We start from the raw sequence: 16081 nt of genomic DNA, 5'->3' as shown, positions 1-16081 counted from the left end.
GGAGGAGGAACCATGACCGGAGCACAGGAATTCGAACGCGTTCTCGACGGCAGCGACAAGAACGTCGCCTCCTTCGAGCACCAGAACGTCCCGCTGATCAAGCGTGCGCAGCATTTTCTGCACTCGACGCCGGCCGCCGTGCCGCTGATCGTGCTGGTGCTGGCGATCATCATCTTCGGGGCAACGCTCGGCGGACGGTTTTTCTCGTCCTACACCCTGACACTGATCCTGCAGCAGATCGCCATCGTCGGCATTCTCGGCGCCGCCCAGACGCTGGTCATCCTGACGGCCGGCATCGATCTTTCGATCGGCGTCATCATGGTGATCTCGGCCGTCATCATGGGCAATGTCGCCATTACCTATGGCATCCCGACGCCGATCGCGGTCGCAGCCGGCATGCTTGTCGGCGGTCTCTGTGGCTTGCTGAACGGCTTCCTCGTCGCCTTCATGAAGCTGCCGCCGTTCATCGTCACGCTCGGCACCTGGAACATCGTCATGGCGACGAATTTCATCTATTCCGCCAACGAGACGATCCGCGACGCCGATGTCGACGCACAGGCGCCGCTGCTGCATCTTTTCGCCATGAGCTTCAGGGCCGGCACCGCCGTGCTCACCCTCGGCGTCATCGCCATGGTGCTGCTCGTCCTGCTGCTCTGGTATGTGCTCAATCACACCGCCTGGGGCCGGCATGTCTATGCGGTCGGCGACGATCCGGAAGCGGCCAAGCTGTCCGGCATCCAGACCAAGAAGGTGCTGCTCACCGTCTATACATTGTCGGGCGTCATCGCCGCCTTCGCCGCCTGGGTCTCGATCGGCCGCAACGGCTCGATCTCGCCGTCCTCGGCGGTCACCGATTATAACCTCCAGGCGATTACCGCGACCGTGATCGGCGGCATCTCGCTCTTCGGCGGCCGCGGCTCCATCCTCGGCACCCTCTTCGGCGCCATGATCGTCGGCGTCGTGTCGATGGGTCTCAACATGCTCGGCGCCGATCCGCAATGGAAAGTCCTTTTGACAGGCGTGCTGATCATCGCCGCCGTCGCCATCGATCAGTGGATCAGAAAGGTTTCGGTGTGATCATGACTGTCGAACCCATTCTCACCGCCCGCGGTCTCGTCAAGCGCTATGGACGCGTGACCGCGCTCGACAATGCCGATTTCGACCTCTATCCGGGTGAAATCCTCGCCGTCATCGGCGATAACGGCGCCGGCAAGTCCTCGCTGATCAAGGCGATTTCAGGCGCCGTCACCCCCGACGAAGGGGTGATCACGCTCGAAGGCCGGCAGGTGCATTTCCGCTCGCCGATGGAAGCGCGTGAGGCCGGCATCGAGACTGTCTACCAGAACCTCGCCCTGTCGCCGGCGCTCTCGATCGCCGACAACATGTTCCTCGGCCGCGAGATCCGCAAAAAAGGCCCGCTCGGTTCGCTGTTCCGCATGCTTGACCGGCCGGCGATGGAAAAGCTGGCGCGCAACAAGCTTTCCGAACTGGGCCTGATGACCATCCAGAACATCAACCAGGCGGTGGAGACGCTGTCGGGCGGCCAGCGCCAGGGTGTCGCGGTCGCCCGCGCCGCCGCCTTCGGTTCGAAGGTCATTATCATGGATGAACCGACCGCGGCGCTCGGCGTCAAGGAAAGCCGCAAGGTGCTGGAACTGATCCTCGATGTGCGCGCCCGCGGCCTGCCGATCGTGCTGATCTCGCACAACATGCCGCATGTCTTCGAAGTGGCCGATCGGATCCATATTCACCGCCTCGGCCGGCGCCTGACGGTGATCAATCCGAAGGAATACACCATGTCGGACGCCGTCGCCTTCATGACCGGCGCCAAGGCGGTGCCGACGGAGCCCGTTGCTGCATGAGTGCACGCATCGACGAAATCGCCGGCGAGGTTCTTGGCCGCGCCGGCGATGCCAGACGTTTCCTGATCGGCATTGCCGGGCCGCCGGGTTCGGGCAAATCGACCATGGCCGACAATCTGGCGGCGGCGCTGAAAGCCAAGGGCGAAAGTGCTGCGGTCCTGCCGATGGACGGCTTCCACATGGACAATGCCATCTTGATCGAACGCGGGCTGCTGGCCCGCAAGGGCATTCCCGAAACCTTCGATGTCCGCGGCTTCCTCGATATCGTCCGCGCCGTCAGGCCGGCCGACCAGGAGGTTCTGGTGCCGGTCTTCGATCGCGCGCGCGAACTCGCCATCGCCTCGGCCCGGCCGATCGATCCCAAGGACCGGTTCATCATCATCGAAGGCAATTATCTGCTGTTCACGCAGGGCAAATGGGCCGAACTCGACGGCATCTTCGATTTCACCATCATGCTGGCGCCGCCGATCGAAGTGCTCGAGGAGCGCCTCTGGGAACGCTGGCGCGGCTATAATCTCAGCGAAGAGGCCGCCGGCGCCAAGGTCTACGGCAACGACCTGCCGAACGGAAGGCTGATCCTCGAAAACCGCCGCCCGGCCGACGTGACGCTGGAGATCGCGCTGGCGTGATTCCGCGACGATTGTTTTCAGCTGGGTTATAATGCTATCGAGGCCGCAGACGCATCGCTTCGGAGGCCTGCCATGCAATCGATCACCATCCGCCGTCCCGACGACTGGCACCTGCATCTGCGCGACGGCGCCATGTTGGAAGGCGTGATCGCCGATACGAGCCGCACCTTCGCTCGCGCCATCATCATGCCCAATCTGGTGCCGCCTGTTGTCACCACATCAGATGCGGCGGCCTATCGCGAGCGCATCCTCAAGGCCCTGCCGGACGGCCATCGCTTCCAGCCGCTGATGACGCTGTATCTCACCGAGCACACCAGCCCCGACGATGTCGAAGCCGGCGCCGAAAGCGGCCTCGTCACCGCCGTCAAGCTTTATCCGGCCGGCGCCACCACCAATTCGCATGGTGGCGTGCGCGACATGGAAAAGGCGATGCCGGTGCTGGAACGCATGGCGAAGATTGGCCTGCCGCTCTGCGTCCACGGCGAGGTAACGACGCCTGACGTCGATATTTTCGACCGCGAGGCCGTCTTCATCGACACCGTGCTCGATCCGCTGCGCCGGCGCCTGCCGGAGCTGAAGGTGACGATGGAGCATGTGACGACATCGGACGGCATCGATTACATCAAGGCCGCCAACGGCAATCTCGCCGGCTCGATCACCACCCACCATCTGATCATCAATCGCAACGCCATACTCGTCGGCGGCATCCGCCCGCATTATTACTGCCTGCCGGTCGCCAAGCGCGAAAACCACCGCCTGGCGCTGCGCGCCGCCGCCGTCAGCGGCGACGCCCGCTTCTTCCTCGGCACGGATTCCGCCCCGCATGTCGATCCCCTGAAGGAATGCGCCTGCGGCTGCGCCGGCATCTATACCTCGATCAATACGATGAGCTGCCTCGCCCATGTCTTCGAAGAGGAGGGCGCGCTCGACAAGCTCGAAGCCTTCGCGTCGCTGAACGGCCCGGCCTGGTACGGGCTTCAGCCAAACGAGGAGCGCATCACGCTCTCAAGGCAGGCCGAGCCGGTCGTCTTTCCCGCGAGGATTGAAACCGGTGCCGGACCGGTGACCGTCTTCGATCCGATGTTTCCCCTGCATTGGCAGGTGATGCCTGAGGCGTAAGCGCTCAGATTTCAATTTTAAATCGAAAATTCATTTTAAATTTCGGCGCGACGTTAAACGCGTAACATTTGCATTGTGCGATGCATCATTTGTTAACGGATGCGTAAGACAGTCCTCGTCGCGGACCCCATAAGCTGCCAATATTCCGGCGCGGCAACAGCTGCGGAGACTGAAGAGCATGACGCTTGACTATAACTCCCTCCTGCTGGCGCTCGGTGTTTCCGCGGCATGCCTTGCCGTGACCCTGATGGGCAGCTGGCTGGTCCGCCGGGCTGAAACCGTGCTGCTGACCGCCACCATCGGCCTTGTCCTCGTCGTCAGCGGCATCTTCGTCTACAGCGCCTATGTGAACACGCCGGAGAAATGGCTTGGAATCGCCAGCTTCGGCCTTTTCCACGCCGGTTTCGCCACCATCTGGGGCGCCGGCAAACAGTTCCTCACCAGTCGGCTGTCGATCCCGGCCATTGCCATCCGCGCGCTGGCCGCGATGATCTTTTCCGTCGTGCCGATGCTGGCGGGTTATGACGGCCTGGCCTTCATCGCCGATAATCTTGCGATCGCCCTCCTGCTCTTTGCCACCGCCCGGCAATATTGGCTCGCCCGCGCCGAGGCGCCGGCGCCGATCCTCGGCATCGCCGCACTCTATACACTGACGGCGATCTCTTTCGTGCTCTGTGCCGGCGTGCTGATCTCCGACGGCAAGCTGGTGCTCGGCGCTGCACCCAACAATTGGGCCGAAGATCTGAGCCTCGCCGTCTGCATCGCCGGCATGACCGGGATCGGCGCCCTGTCGCTGGCGCTGCATCAGTGGCGGCTTGCCGCGCGCCATCGTCTCGAGGCGATCACCGATCCGCTGACGGGCCTGCTCAACCGCCGCGCCATCTTCGACCAATACGGCACGCGCCCCATGGGCTCGACCACCGCCGTCATCGTCTTCGATATCGACCATTTCAAATCCGTCAACGACCGCTTCGGCCATGCTGCCGGCGACCGCGTGCTCACGGTCTTCGCCGAGCAACTCCAGGCCAGTTGCCACGCCGGCGACACCGCCGCCCGGCTCGGCGGCGAAGAGTTCGCGCTGGTGCTGAAAGAGATCATGCCCGGCCGGGCCGAACTGACCGCCGAGCGCATCCGCAGGGCCTTCGAGGCGCGCGAGATCGATATCGACGGCCAGATGCTGAAATGCACGGTCAGCATCGGCGTCGCGCCCGGCCGCGCGCAGATGCTGGATTTCGACACCATGCTGAGTGCTGCCGACAAGGCGCTCTACGCTGCCAAGCGCGGCGGCCGCAATCGCGTCGAGCTTGCTGCTTACCTCAGAGCGGTTCCGGCCGAGGTGGCGCGCACGGCGTCTTGATTCCGGATGCATCCTCTCATAACCTCGCCTTCGGCCGGATGCGGCCAGCCGCCCCGCGACGTTTCGGCGTTATGGTGAATGCATCCAGATACCATCCTTCACATCCCTTGCCGTTTGGCGATCGATGGCGAACGGGTCAGCAGACGCGGGCACTGATCTTCCTGTTTGCCGCCAACGGAAGGATGACATCATGCGCGATTTTCGCGATGCCAAGCTCATGGCAAAGACATTGCGGCGGGCCCTTGCCGACCGCAACATTTCCCTCACCCACAGTGAGACCCTCGAAATCGTCGCCCGGCAGTTCGGGCTCGAGCAATGGAATATCCTCTCGGCGAAGATCGATGCGGCGGGCGCTTCGCCCTCGGCGATCGGCATCGAGCCGCCGACGCCGATCTTCCGCATCTTCTCTGTGGAAAAGGCGATGGAATTCTATTGCGGCTTTCTCGGCTTCCATCTCGATTGGGAGCACCGCTTCGGCGAGAATTTCCCGCTCTATTGCCAGGTCTCGCGCGACGGCATGACGCTGCACCTGAGCGAACATTCCGGCGACGCCAGCCCCGGGGCCAAGGCCTTCGTCCGTGTCGCCAATGTCCGGGCCTACCATGCCGAACTCGCTGGCAAGGATTATCGCTACATGAAACCCGGTGTGGAGGAAGCGCCCTGGGGTCTGGAGATGACCGTCACCGATCCCTTCAGCAACCGCATCGCTTTCTGCGAGGAGAAATAAGGGGCGCTGACAAGGTCAGCCTCTTTGTCATATGCGCGGTGTCCACCCTCACCAAGTCAGGCCGTGACTGGCATTGTCTGGTTTCGCTAGCGGATGGCGTCGTGACACGGCGTCTGCGCTGTGAATGGGTTTCTCCTGCCCACCCCATCCTCCATCATGCTCGGCCTTGAGCCGAGCATCCACACCGCATTTATCAGCGGCAGTCGCATGGATCCCAGGCTCAGGGCCTGGGAAGACGGAGAGTGTGGTTGGCATTCTCGCCAAACGCGGCCGTCAGCGTACAGAGACACACAACAACGGGTGCTTCATCAGGCCGGCAATCATTATCCTCCTTCCTGTGACGGGCACAGGAATGGGGGTGGGTGATTGCGGCGCTTGCGTACGGGTACTTTAAACCTACAGTTACAACATCGGCATCTAGCCCGGTCTTTGATCGCTTGAGGCCAATTGTGACGGCGATTTTCAACTCGGAATAATTCCCAGACGGCGGCAGGCACAGATGAAATATGTTTCAGTCTTGGTTTCAGCGCTTCTGTCGATCTTTTTCGGATGGTTATTCTATGAAAGATACTGGAGGTTTCGAGATTGCATATCTCAAGCATCATCCAGTTGCCTCACGCCAGACGGTGACAACCTGACGCAAGGCGGCTCCCTATGGGGCGTTTTTGCGGGGTTGTTCCTGTTGCTCGCCATGATATCGGCCTGGCGTAATTTCCGAGGCCGGAATACGGACAGATAAACGGAAGGCGGCGGACGCGAAACCGCGGCACCCTCTGAGGGTCCTCGGTGCGATCCGCAGGATCGCCTTGAAGGACACGCCGCAGCGCCGCTCCCTGCACGCCTCAGACCAGCATCAGCGCCCTGACGAAGGCGACCGAAGCGAGCAGCGAGGCGATCGTCCTGACATGGTTCCACCACGTCCAATCCCTGAGATAGGTCGCCCATAGCTCGGCCGCTTGCGGCCCGTTGCCGCTCACCTTCTCCAGCGCATCGTTCATCGGCACGTTGAAGACGATGGTCGAGACGAAAGAGGCCAGGAGATAGAGGGCAGCACCTGCCAGCATCAGCCCCGACGCCCCGCCGCGCCAGTTGATCAGGGCGAGCACTGATATGACAAGGCAGAGGATCGCCGTCGGCACGAAGAGCGCCATGAACGGCGAGCGGACGATCGTCACGTTGATGGAGTTCATCGCGGCAATGCCCTGTTCCGCCGGGATCCTGGAAAAGGCGGTCATGATGAAGGTCGAGAAGGCGAAGAAGATGCCGGCGACGAGACCGCTGCCGATCGCCGCGGCGACGAGGGAGATGATGAGAGTGATCTGCATGGTCAGACGCTCCATATTCCGGTTGCCGCGGTCCGGCGGGCATATTCGCTGAAATCGGTGGCGGGGCGGCCAAGAATTTCGGCGACACCGCCCTTGGTGCCGGAGTTGCGCCCATCGAGCACCTGGCCGAAGAGCTCCTCCAGAAGATCGATCAGGCCCTGCGGCAGGCCGGCAGCCGCAAGCCCGCCGGTGAAATCCGCCATCGACACCTGCTCATATTCGATCGGCCGCCCAGTGGCTGCGGCGATTTCGGCGACCGCCTGGCGGAATGTCAGCGCTCGCGGGCCGGTCAGTTCGTAAATCTTGTTGCGGTGGCCGGGATCGGTCAAAGCGGCGACCGCCGCATCGGCAATGTCGTCGGCATTGATGAAAGGTTCCCCGATCTCGCCCGCCGGCAATTGCAGCCGGCCGCCAATGATCTGCTCGACAAAGGCGCCCTCGCTGAAATTCTGGCAGAACCAGGAGGCGCGCAGGATGGTGGCGTTGATGCCGGAAGCTTTCAGCGCCGCCTCGCTCCGCTGCGCGCCTTCTTCTCCGCGGCCAGAAAGCAGCACGATATGTTCGAGGCTGCATTCCACAGCGACCTTCGCGAGCGCTTCGATCGCTTCCGCCGCCCAGGCGACGGCAAGGTCCGGCTGGAATGCGACATAGGCGCTCGATGCGCCGTCAAGCGCGCCGCGCCAAGTCGACCTGTCCTCCCAGTCGAAGGGCCGTGCGCTTGAGCGTGATGCCGCACGAATGGTGAGGCCGCGCTCTTCCAGGCGCTTGATGATGCGGCCGCCGGTCTTTCCCGATCCACCGACGAGGACGATTTCGGAAGTCTGCATGTCAAAACTCCTCCCAAATTTTGCAAACAAGAGAAACTCTCTTATTTGCAAAATGAGATAATCTCTCTTATTTTGTTTGTCAATGTGGAAAAGGAGAGAGCATGTCGGAACAGCCGGTCGCAACGCGCAAACGCCAGCAGGAGTCTACCGGCCAGCTGCGCCGCATTCCCAGCCAGCAGCGCGGCCGCGAGCGCTTCGAAAAGATCCTCACGGTGGCCGCCGAGCTGATCGAAAGCCATGGCAGCGACGGCTTGAAAATGAGCGAGATCGTCGAAAAGGCCGGTCTCTCCTTCGGCGCCCTCTACCAGTATTTCCCGGACAAGACCTCAATCATCCGCACATTGGCTGAGCGCTTCAACGAAGAGGGCAGGCGGTGCGTCGAAGAGGAACTGTCGAAGGTGACCGAGGCTGCGGCCCTGCAGGGCGCACTCGCCAATATCGTCGACGAGTATTACGCCTTCTTCCGCCGCGAGCCCGTCATGCGCGACATCTGGCATGCGACCCATACCGACAAGCTGCTGCAACAGATCGATGCCGAGGACATGGAATTCCATGCCCAGGCATTTCTCGCGGTGCTTATCCGCCTATGGCCGGATCGCGACCGGAAGGAGCTGCTCGCGATCGCCCGGCTGACGATGCAGCTGCTTGCCGCCGCCGTGCGTTATGCCGTGTCACTGGATGCGGAGGAGGGCGCTCAGGCAATTGTTCTGTTCAAGAAGATGCAGATCGTTGATATCGGCCGCCTGCTGCAGCAATAGCCCCGCCTTGCGTCTGGAAACGGCGGGCTCTTGCTGCTATTGCCGGAGACGCAAAGCCGAAGGAGAGCCGCATGATCCAGACCACATTTCCCGACCGCGCCCTGATGGCCGAACTGGTGGCCAAGATGCTCTGGGAGATCAAGGCGGTGCATTTCAATGCCGCTCAGCCTTACAAGCTCTCCTCCGGCATGGCGAGCCCGGTCTATATCGATTGCCGCAAACTGCTCTCCTACCCGCGCATCCGTTCGACGGTGATGGATTTCGCCGCCAGCACGCTGATGCGCGACGCCGGTTTCGAGCAGTTCGACTGCATCGCCGGCGGCGAGACGGCCGGCATTCCCTTCGCCGCCCTGCTCGCCGACCGGCTCGGCCTGCCGATGATCTATGTCCGCAAGCAGCCGAAGGGCCATGGCCGCAATGCCCAGATCGAAGGCAATATGCCGGAAGGCTCGCGCGTGCTCGTCATCGAGGACCTGACGACGGCCGGCGGCAGCATGTTCAAGTTCATCGATGCGGTCCGCGCCGCCGGCGGCATCGTCGATCACGGCATCGCGCTGTTCTTCTACGACATCTTCGGCCAACAGCGCTTTAGCGACGGCAAGGTCCGGCTGCATCATATCGCCACCTGGCGCAATGTTCTGGCCGTCGCCAAGGCGCAGAAGCTGTTCGACGACAAGACGCTCGAAGAAGTCGAGGCCTTCCTCGACGCGCCGCTCGCCTGGTCGGGAAGGAATGGTGGCGTCAGTGAGCTTTCGCTCTAGCCTTTTGACAAAAGCTCGCTTAATCGATTGAAGAACGCGTAAGTCCTGTTGGGAGGAATCCGATGATTTTGTGTTGCGGCGAAGCCTTGATCGACATGCTGCCGAGGGACACCACCCTTGGCGAAAAGGGCTTTGCCCCCTATGCCGGCGGCGCGATCTTCAACACCGCGATCGCGCTCGGCCGCCTCGGCATACCGACGGCCTTCTTCACCGGCATTGCCGACGACATGATGGGTCAAATCCTGCTTGCGACGCTGAAGGCCGCCAATGTCGACTACAGCCCCTGCGCCATCACGCAGCGCCCCTCGACGATCGCCTTCGTCAAGCTCGTCAACGGCCAGGCGACCTATGCCTTCTACGACGAGGGTACGGCCGGCCGCATGATCACCGAGGCCGACCTGCCCGTCCTCGGCGATGATTGCGAAGCACTGCATTTCGGCGCGATAAGCCTGATCCCGAGCCCCTGCGGCGAAACCTACGAGGCGCTGCTCGACCGCGAAGCCGAAAAGCGCGTCATCTCGCTCGATCCCAACATCCGTCCCGGCTTCATCAAGGACAAGCCGGCGCATATGGCCCGCATCAAGCGCATGGCCGCCAAATCCGACATCGTCAAATTCTCTGATGAGGATCTCGACTGGTTCGGTCTTTCGGGCGATCACGACGCGCTCGCCGCCCACTGGCTCGCCCACGGCGCCAAGCTCGTCGTCATCACCAAGGGCGCCGAAGGCGCCTCCGGCTATACCCGGGAGCGCAAGGTGACGGTGCCGAGCCAGCGTGTCACGGTCGTCGACACGGTCGGCGCCGGCGACACTTTCGATGCCGGCGTGCTGGCCTCGCTGAAGAGGGATGGCCTGCTGACCAAGGCGCAGGTCGCCTCGCTCGACGAACAGGCGGTGCGCAACGCCCTGACGCTCGGCGCCAAAGCCGCCGCCGTCACCGTCTCCCGCGCTGGCGCCAACCCGCCCTGGGCGCATGAGATCGGGCTTTAGGGTCAGCCAGCGTCGGCCCCTCATCCGCCTGCCGGCACCTTCTCCCCGCTTGCGGGGCGAAGGGACATGCCGCAGCCTCTCCGTCCCTCGTCAACGTCTCGCAGGGCACGTCCCCTCGCCCCGTTTACGGGGAGAGGGTTAGGGTGAGGGGCATTTTTAGCGCTTACTTCGCCAAGCGCCGCAGCCAGCCCTTACGTCCATGGCCCGCCCGTGCGCCTTCGACGGCTCATGCGATGACGATGGATGCCGATCAATCAGGAGACTGTCAGTGAGCCCCGCTCCGGTCGGAGCTCGGAACAGCCACCAGGTCCCGCAGGAAGTTCTCGCACCAGAGCGAGACATCGTGCGAGAGCAGATGCTCCATCATCATGCTCCAGCGCTCGCGACGCTCCTCGAGCGACATGGCGAGACCCTTGGCGATGGCATTGGCGGTGCCTTCGACGTCGTAGGGATTGACCAGCAGCGCTCCCTTCAGCTCCCGTGCGGCGCCGGCGAAGCGTGATAGCACCAAGACACCAGGGCGATCCGGATCCTGGGCGGCGACATATTCCTTGGCGACGAGGTTCATGCCGTCGCGCAACGGCGTGACCAGCCCGATCGTCGCCAGCCGGAAAAGCCCGGCGAGCACGTTGCGGCTGATCGATCGGTTGACATAGCGGATCGGCACCCAGTCGACCGTTCCGATGGCGCCGTTGACGCGGCCGGCCTGTTCGGCGACCATTTTCTGCATCTGCTCGTATTCGGGAACTTCCGATCGCGATTTCGGCGTGATCTGCAGGAAAGTCACCTTGTTCTGGTAGGCCGGATTGCTGGTGATGAAACGCTCGAACGCTTCCAGCCGCTGAATGATGCCCTTCGAATAATCAAGACGATCGACGCCGATGATCATGTCGCGGCCTTCGATGCTGCGCCGGGTCTTCTGGACCATGACGTTGTTTGCGGCTTTTTCGGCGAATTCGGCGAAGGGTGCGGTCTCGATGCCGATCGGATAGGCGCCGGCCTTGAATATCCGCCCATGCGAATCGAACAAGCCGTTGCCGAGGTCGTCGCCAATGCCCTCCCGGCGCAGATAGCCGGCGAAGTTCTGGAGATCGTAGTCCGTCTGGAAGCCGACGAGATCGTAATGCGAGAGCCCACGCATGATTTCCTCGTGGACCGGCATGGTGACGAGAATGTCGGCCGGCGGCCAGGGAATGTGCAGAAAGAAGCCGATCCGGTTCTTCAGTCCCATCTGGCGCAGTTCGGCGGCCAGCGGGATGAGGTGATAATCGTGAACCCAGATAATGTCATCAGGCTCGATCAACGGCGCCAGCCGGTGCGCAAAGAAGCGGTTGACGCGGAAATAACCGGCCATTTCCTTCCGGCCATATTCGGCGAGATCCAGGCGGTAGTGGCAGATCGGCCAGAGAACGCGGTTTGCAAATCCGCGATAATATTCCTCGACGTCGGTGTCGGTGAGGTCGGTCAGGGCATAGGTGATGTTGCCCTTCTGCTGCAGCGACAGCGCGCCCGGTTCCCTGTCGCCGCTCGATTCTCCCGACCATCCCATCCAGATACCGCCGCGCTCCTGCAGGGCCGCCTGCAACGCGACGGCGAGACCGCCGGCAGCGGCACCCCCATCCTTGCTCGGCACGGGAACACGATTGGAAACAACGATAAGACGGCTCATAAGCTTCCTTCAGTTGAGATGAGGCATGAAAACCCGATGTGACGAGCGTCCTGGAGAACCTCCTGAATCTGACGGGGGCGATGCCGGGCAGGCACCGACATCGAACGAGCCATCCGCACGAGGGGCCGCCGTATAGGCCGGCGGGAACAATGGAACGAAGCGTCGTTCCGGGCTTGATAGGCCATGTCGTCGGAAATACCCATTGCACAGAATTTGCTTGAATCTAGGGCGATTCCGACGGAATGGAAGAATTCTTTCTACAATTTTCCATTAGAGGAACGTTTCATCCGGTTCCGCACGACAGCCCGTCGCGCGGCAGGGACCCAATCAGATCCCGCCGATGTCCGTTTTGGCAATGATGATGTTGGCGCCGATCGAGGCGTCGGCCGGTCAATGGGCGCCGGTCGCAGCCCACAGGCTCTAGCCACACGGACCGCCGGAGGACGGGCAGAGACACTTGCCCGGCCTCACGGATTAAGGGGCTGCGCGCTGCCCCTCGCGCGTCTACTTCGCGAGTTTCGCCAGCGCCGCGACCAGCCCTTGCGTCGAGGAATCATGGCCTGCCGCGCTCTCCTTGCCCTCGACGACAGGCAGCAGGCCCGTCGCCAGTTCCTTGCCGAGCTCGACGCCCCACTGGTCGAAGGAGTTGATGCGGAAGAGCACGCCTTCGACGAAGACGCGATGTTCGTAAAGCGCGATCAGCCGGCCGAGCGCGTAAGGCGTCAGCTTGTCGTAAACGAAGGTGATCGACGGCCGGTTGCCCTGGAAGACGCGGTGCGGGGCGATGAAATCGGCCTTCTTGTCGTCCATGCCCTTGTCGGTCAGCTGCTTCTTGGCTTCCGCGAAGGTGCGGCCCTTCATCAGCGCTTCCGACTGGGCGAGAACGTTGGAGATCAGCAACTGGTGCTGATGGCGCAGCTCTGGCTCGAAGGCATTGGCGGCGATCATGAACTCGGCCGGGATGATGCTCGTGCCCTGATGGATGAGCTGGTAGAAGGCATGCTGGCCGTTGGTGCCGGGTTCGCCCCAGACGACCGGGCCGGAATTGCCCTCGACCGGCGTGCCGTCGACGGTGACACCCTTGCCGTTCGATTCCATGTCGAGCTGCTGCAGATAGGCAGGAAAGCGCGACAGGCGCTGGTCGTAGGGCAGGATGGCGCGGGTGGGGTATCCTAGCACATTGCGGTGGTAGAAGCCGATCAGGCCGAGCAGCATCGGCAGGTTTTCGGCAATCGGCGCCTGACGGAAATGATTGTCGACGGCATGGGCGCCGTCGAGGAACTTGCCGAAATTCTCCGGGCCGATGGCGATCATCAGCGGCAGGCCGATCGCCGACCAGATCGAATAACGGCCGCCGACCCAGTCCCAGAAGCCGAAGACGCGGGCGCTGTCGATGCCGAAGGCGGCAACCTTGTCGAGCGCCGTCGAGACCGCGGCGAAGTGATGCTGGACGGCGGCTTCGCCGAGCGCCTTGGCGATGAAATTGCGCGCCGTCTGCGCATTGGTCATCGTTTCGACCGTGGTGAAGGTCTTCGAGGCGACGATGAACAGCGTCGTCTCGGGCTGAACCAGCTTGAGAATATCGGCGATATGAGCGCCGTCGATATTGGAGACGAAATGGGCGCGCGGCCCGTCATGGAAGGGGGCAAGCGCCAGCGTCGCCATGACGGGGCCGAGGTCCGAGCCGCCGATGCCGATATTGACGATGTCGGTGATCGCCTTGCCGGTGGCACCCTTCAGTGCGCCGGAGCGGATGCCGTCGGCAAACTTGCCCATGGCGGCAAGCACCACGTTGACATCGGGCATGACATCCTTGCCGTCGACCAGAACAGGCGTGTTGGAGCGGTTGCGCAGGGCCGTGTGCAGAACGGCGCGCTCCTCGGTGAAGTTGATCGCCTTGCCGGAGAACATCTCCTCGCGCTTCTTCTCGACACCGCCTTCGTCGGCGAGCTTGACCAGCAGCTTCAGGATGTCGTCATTCACCGCCGTTTTGGAAAAATCCATCAAGAGATCGTCGAGCGCGACGGAGAAGCGCGAAAAGCGCTGCGCATCGGCGGCGAAGGCGGCCCGGAGATCGGTCGCCTTGGTGGCGGCGGCCGTGCTTTTCAGCTGTTCGACGATGGCGTTCATGGGGAGGCTCCTTTGGAGGCGGAAAGGTTGCGGAAACTATTCGCTTTATCGCCCGCAAATCAAGTTCGGCCGCCGCTCCAATACGAAAAAAGCCACCCGCGGCAAGCGGATGGCCTTAAATTTCATGAGCTTGTCAAATTCAGCCGCGCAGGTCCTTGCGCAGGATCTTGCCGACAGGCGACTTCGGCAGCTCGGTGCGGAATTCGATGAAGCGCGGGCGCTTGTAGTTGGTGAGATTGGCGGTGCAATGGGCCTTCACCTCCGCCTCCGTCAGGTTCGGATCCTTCCTGACGACGAAGAGTTTGACCGCTTCGCCCGAATGCCCGTCCGGTACGCCGACCGCCGCGGCTTCGAGAATGCCGACATGCATGGCGGCGACTTCCTCGATCTCGTTCGGATAGACGTTGAAGCCCGAAACCAGGATCATGTCCTTCTTGCGGTCGACGATCTTGGTATAGCCGCGTTCGTCCATGAACCCCATGTCGCCGGAGCGGAAATAGCCGTCGGCCGTCATCACCCGCGCCGTTTCCTCCGGCTTCTGCCAATAGCCGGCCATCACCTGCGGCCCGCGGATGCAGATCTCGCCGATTTCGCCGAGCGGCAGCGGAAGGCCCTCCTCGTCGCGGATGTCGAGATCGGTGGAGGGCAGCGGCAGGCCGATCGAGCCGGTAAACTCGATCGAATCGAAGCGGTTGGCGGTGGCGACAGGCGAGGTCTCGGAAAGGCCGTAACCCTCGGTAATTGCCGTGCCGGTCATCTTCAGCCAGCGTTCGGCGACCGGGCGCTGGACGGCCATGCCGCCGCCGAGCGACATGATCAGCGAGGAGAAGTCGAGCTTGGCGAATTCGGCATTGTTCATCAGCGCGTTGAACAGCGTGTTGAGGCCCGGGAAGATATGCACATCGGACTTTTCGAATTCCTTGACCAGCCCCGGAATGTCGCGCGGATTGGCGATCAGGATATTGTGGGCGCCGAGCGACATGCCCATCAGCGAATTCACCGTCAGCGCGAAGATGTGGTAGAGCGGCAGCGCGCAGAGGAAATTCAGCACTTCGGGCTGTTTCTTGCGCTCGAAGGCCGATCGCAGCCAGAGCGACAGCTGCAGCTTGTTGGCGAGCAGGTTCTGATGGGTCAGCACCGCGCCCTTGGCAATGCCTGTCGTGCCGCCGGTATATTGCAGGAAGGCGACGTCGCCGCCGGTAAGCGCCACCGGCTGGAGGCTCTTTTTCGCGCCTTCGCGCAGCACCTGGCTGAAGCTCTTGTGCTGCGGGATCGACCAGGAGGGAACGAGCTTCTTCACCTTGCGCACGACGAAATTGACGATCAGCCCCTTGGGGCCAAGCATCTCCCCAAGCGAGGTGACGACGACGTGGCGCAGATCGGTCTTGTTCAGGACCTGCTCGACCGTGCGGGCGAAATTCTCCAGGACGAAGATCGCCTTGGCGCCGGAATCGCGCAGCTGGTGTTCGAGTTCACGCGGCGTATAGAGCGGGTTGACGTTGACGACGACGAAGCCGGCTCTGAGGATCGCATAGGTCGCGACCGGATTCTGCAAGACGTTCGGCATCATCACGGCGACGCGGTCGCCCTTGTCGAGCCCGATGCTCTGCAGCCAGGCGGCGACCTTGCGCGTCTGGTCGTCCAGCTCGCGGTAGCTCATCGCCTTGCCCATGCTGGAAAAAACCGTGCGATCGGCATAACGGGCGCAGGATTTTTCCAGGAGTTCGGCAAGCGAGGCATGTTCCGGCGGCGGGAGTTCGGCCGGAACCATATCGGGATAGGTGGTAAGCCAGGGCTTGCCGGCTTTTGCTCCGTTCGGATGGACGGAAATGCTGGTCATCGTATCTCTCTCTCCCTTGCGGCCGCCGCGCCGGCGCCGAGCCGCTGTCGGCTGGCCCCGCAATTGACCGGAAGCATCCTCCATCTTC

At 62.5% G+C, this 16081-nt stretch carries 14 protein-coding genes; 9 read left to right on the top strand and 5 right to left on the bottom strand.

The window, feature by feature from the left end:
- Nucleotides 1–12: 12 nt before the first annotated feature.
- The 6 genes from CO655_RS20945 to CO655_RS20920 all read left to right on the top strand — a co-directional run bounded on the left by CO655_RS20945 (nucleotide 13) and on the right by CO655_RS20920 (nucleotide 5694).
- The gene (locus tag CO655_RS20945; RefSeq protein WP_097606917.1) at nucleotides 13–1077 is read left to right on the top strand and encodes an ABC transporter permease; all 1065 of its coding nucleotides are present in this window, start codon (nucleotides 13–15) and stop codon (nucleotides 1075–1077) included.
- A 2-nt stretch (nucleotides 1078–1079) separates the two neighbouring features.
- A complete protein-coding gene (locus CO655_RS20940; RefSeq protein WP_010030521.1) occupies nucleotides 1080–1862 on the top strand; it encodes an ATP-binding cassette domain-containing protein in 783 nt (260 codons plus the stop codon).
- Nucleotides 1859–2491 carry a nucleoside triphosphate hydrolase gene (locus tag CO655_RS20935; RefSeq protein ID WP_097666336.1) on the top strand — a complete coding sequence of 211 codons (633 nt, stop codon included), beginning with the start codon at nucleotides 1859–1861 and terminating at the stop codon, nucleotides 2489–2491. Before CO655_RS20940 ends, CO655_RS20935 begins: the two co-directional genes overlap by 4 nt.
- A gap of 72 nt (nucleotides 2492–2563) precedes the next feature.
- Nucleotides 2564–3610: a dihydroorotase gene (gene pyrC, locus CO655_RS20930; RefSeq protein ID WP_097666334.1), complete on the top strand. Its 1047-nt coding sequence runs from the start codon at nucleotides 2564–2566 to the stop codon at nucleotides 3608–3610.
- Nucleotides 3611–3788: 178 nt separating this feature from the next.
- Nucleotides 3789–4967 (top strand): GGDEF domain-containing protein, encoded by a 1179-nt coding sequence (locus tag CO655_RS20925; RefSeq protein WP_097666332.1) that lies wholly within the window; start codon nucleotides 3789–3791, stop codon nucleotides 4965–4967.
- A 190-nt stretch (nucleotides 4968–5157) separates the two neighbouring features.
- A complete protein-coding gene (locus CO655_RS20920; protein WP_097666330.1) occupies nucleotides 5158–5694 on the top strand; it encodes a glyoxalase superfamily protein in 537 nt (178 codons plus the stop codon).
- A gap of 842 nt (nucleotides 5695–6536) precedes the next feature.
- Here CO655_RS20920 and CO655_RS20910 read toward each other — a convergent pair.
- On the bottom strand, nucleotides 6537–7019 hold the full coding sequence (locus CO655_RS20910; protein WP_097666421.1) for an anthrone oxygenase family protein: 483 nt from the start codon (nucleotides 7017–7019) through the stop codon (nucleotides 6537–6539).
- A 2-nt stretch (nucleotides 7020–7021) separates the two neighbouring features.
- The gene (locus tag CO655_RS20905; RefSeq protein ID WP_097666326.1) at nucleotides 7022–7846 is read right to left on the bottom strand and encodes an NmrA family NAD(P)-binding protein; all 825 of its coding nucleotides are present in this window, start codon (nucleotides 7844–7846) and stop codon (nucleotides 7022–7024) included.
- A gap of 101 nt (nucleotides 7847–7947) precedes the next feature.
- Here CO655_RS20905 and CO655_RS20900 point away from each other — a divergent pair, with 101 nt between their 5' ends.
- The 3 genes from CO655_RS20900 (at nucleotide 7948) to CO655_RS20890 (ending at nucleotide 10354) form a co-directional block, all read left to right on the top strand.
- Nucleotides 7948–8604 carry a TetR/AcrR family transcriptional regulator gene (locus CO655_RS20900; RefSeq protein ID WP_010034042.1) on the top strand — a complete coding sequence of 219 codons (657 nt, stop codon included), beginning with the start codon at nucleotides 7948–7950 and terminating at the stop codon, nucleotides 8602–8604.
- Nucleotides 8605–8675: 71 nt separating this feature from the next.
- Entirely contained in the window at nucleotides 8676–9365 is a 690-nt protein-coding gene (locus CO655_RS20895) for an orotate phosphoribosyltransferase (protein ID WP_097666324.1), read from the top strand.
- A gap of 62 nt (nucleotides 9366–9427) precedes the next feature.
- Entirely contained in the window at nucleotides 9428–10354 is a 927-nt protein-coding gene (locus tag CO655_RS20890; RefSeq protein WP_097666322.1) for a carbohydrate kinase, read from the top strand.
- 265 nt (nucleotides 10355–10619) lie between these two features.
- On the opposite strand, the gene otsA is transcribed toward CO655_RS20890, so the two are convergent.
- The 3 genes from otsA to CO655_RS20875 form a co-directional block, all read right to left on the bottom strand.
- Nucleotides 10620–12023, bottom strand: coding sequence for an alpha,alpha-trehalose-phosphate synthase (UDP-forming) (otsA, locus tag CO655_RS20885; protein WP_097666320.1), 1404 nt, complete (start codon nucleotides 12021–12023; stop codon nucleotides 10620–10622).
- 504 nt (nucleotides 12024–12527) lie between these two features.
- Complete coding sequence (pgi, locus tag CO655_RS20880; RefSeq protein ID WP_097666318.1) at nucleotides 12528–14153, bottom strand: glucose-6-phosphate isomerase; 1626 nt, start codon at nucleotides 14151–14153, stop codon at nucleotides 12528–12530.
- A gap of 139 nt (nucleotides 14154–14292) precedes the next feature.
- A complete protein-coding gene (locus CO655_RS20875; protein WP_097666316.1) occupies nucleotides 14293–15993 on the bottom strand; it encodes a long-chain fatty acid--CoA ligase in 1701 nt (566 codons plus the stop codon).
- Nucleotides 15994–16081 lie beyond the last annotated feature (88 nt).

The sequence above is a fragment of the Rhizobium sp. M1 genome (assembly GCF_002531805.1).
Taxonomy (GTDB): Bacteria; Pseudomonadota; Alphaproteobacteria; order Rhizobiales; family Rhizobiaceae; genus Rhizobium; species Rhizobium etli_C.
Note: the sequence above shows the minus strand (reverse complement) of the source record. Positions and strands in the feature narration are given on the sequence as shown.

Bases quoted from the DNA above. Each gene is read 5' to 3' on its own strand.
- CO655_RS20945 (WP_097606917.1), top strand. From the start codon at position 13: ATGACCGGAGCACAGGAATTCGAACGCGTTCTCGACGGCAGCGACAAG.
- CO655_RS20940 (WP_010030521.1), top strand. From the start codon at position 1,080: ATGACTGTCGAACCCATTCTCACCGCCCGCGGTCTCGTCAAGCGCTAT.
- CO655_RS20935 (WP_097666336.1), top strand. From the start codon at position 1,859: ATGAGTGCACGCATCGACGAAATCGCCGGCGAGGTTCTTGGCCGCGCC.
- pyrC (WP_097666334.1), top strand. From the start codon at position 2,564: ATGCAATCGATCACCATCCGCCGTCCCGACGACTGGCACCTGCATCTG.
- CO655_RS20925 (WP_097666332.1), top strand. From the start codon at position 3,789: ATGACGCTTGACTATAACTCCCTCCTGCTGGCGCTCGGTGTTTCCGCG.
- CO655_RS20920 (WP_097666330.1), top strand. From the start codon at position 5,158: ATGCGCGATTTTCGCGATGCCAAGCTCATGGCAAAGACATTGCGGCGG.
- CO655_RS20910 (WP_097666421.1), bottom strand. From the start codon at position 7,019: ATGCAGATCACTCTCATCATCTCCCTCGTCGCCGCGGCGATCGGCAGC.
- CO655_RS20905 (WP_097666326.1), bottom strand. From the start codon at position 7,846: ATGCAGACTTCCGAAATCGTCCTCGTCGGTGGATCGGGAAAGACCGGC.
- CO655_RS20900 (WP_010034042.1), top strand. From the start codon at position 7,948: ATGTCGGAACAGCCGGTCGCAACGCGCAAACGCCAGCAGGAGTCTACC.
- CO655_RS20895 (WP_097666324.1), top strand. From the start codon at position 8,676: ATGATCCAGACCACATTTCCCGACCGCGCCCTGATGGCCGAACTGGTG.
- CO655_RS20890 (WP_097666322.1), top strand. From the start codon at position 9,428: ATGATTTTGTGTTGCGGCGAAGCCTTGATCGACATGCTGCCGAGGGAC.
- otsA (WP_097666320.1), bottom strand. From the start codon at position 12,023: ATGAGCCGTCTTATCGTTGTTTCCAATCGTGTTCCCGTGCCGAGCAAG.
- pgi (WP_097666318.1), bottom strand. From the start codon at position 14,153: ATGAACGCCATCGTCGAACAGCTGAAAAGCACGGCCGCCGCCACCAAG.
- CO655_RS20875 (WP_097666316.1), bottom strand. From the start codon at position 15,993: ATGACCAGCATTTCCGTCCATCCGAACGGAGCAAAAGCCGGCAAGCCC.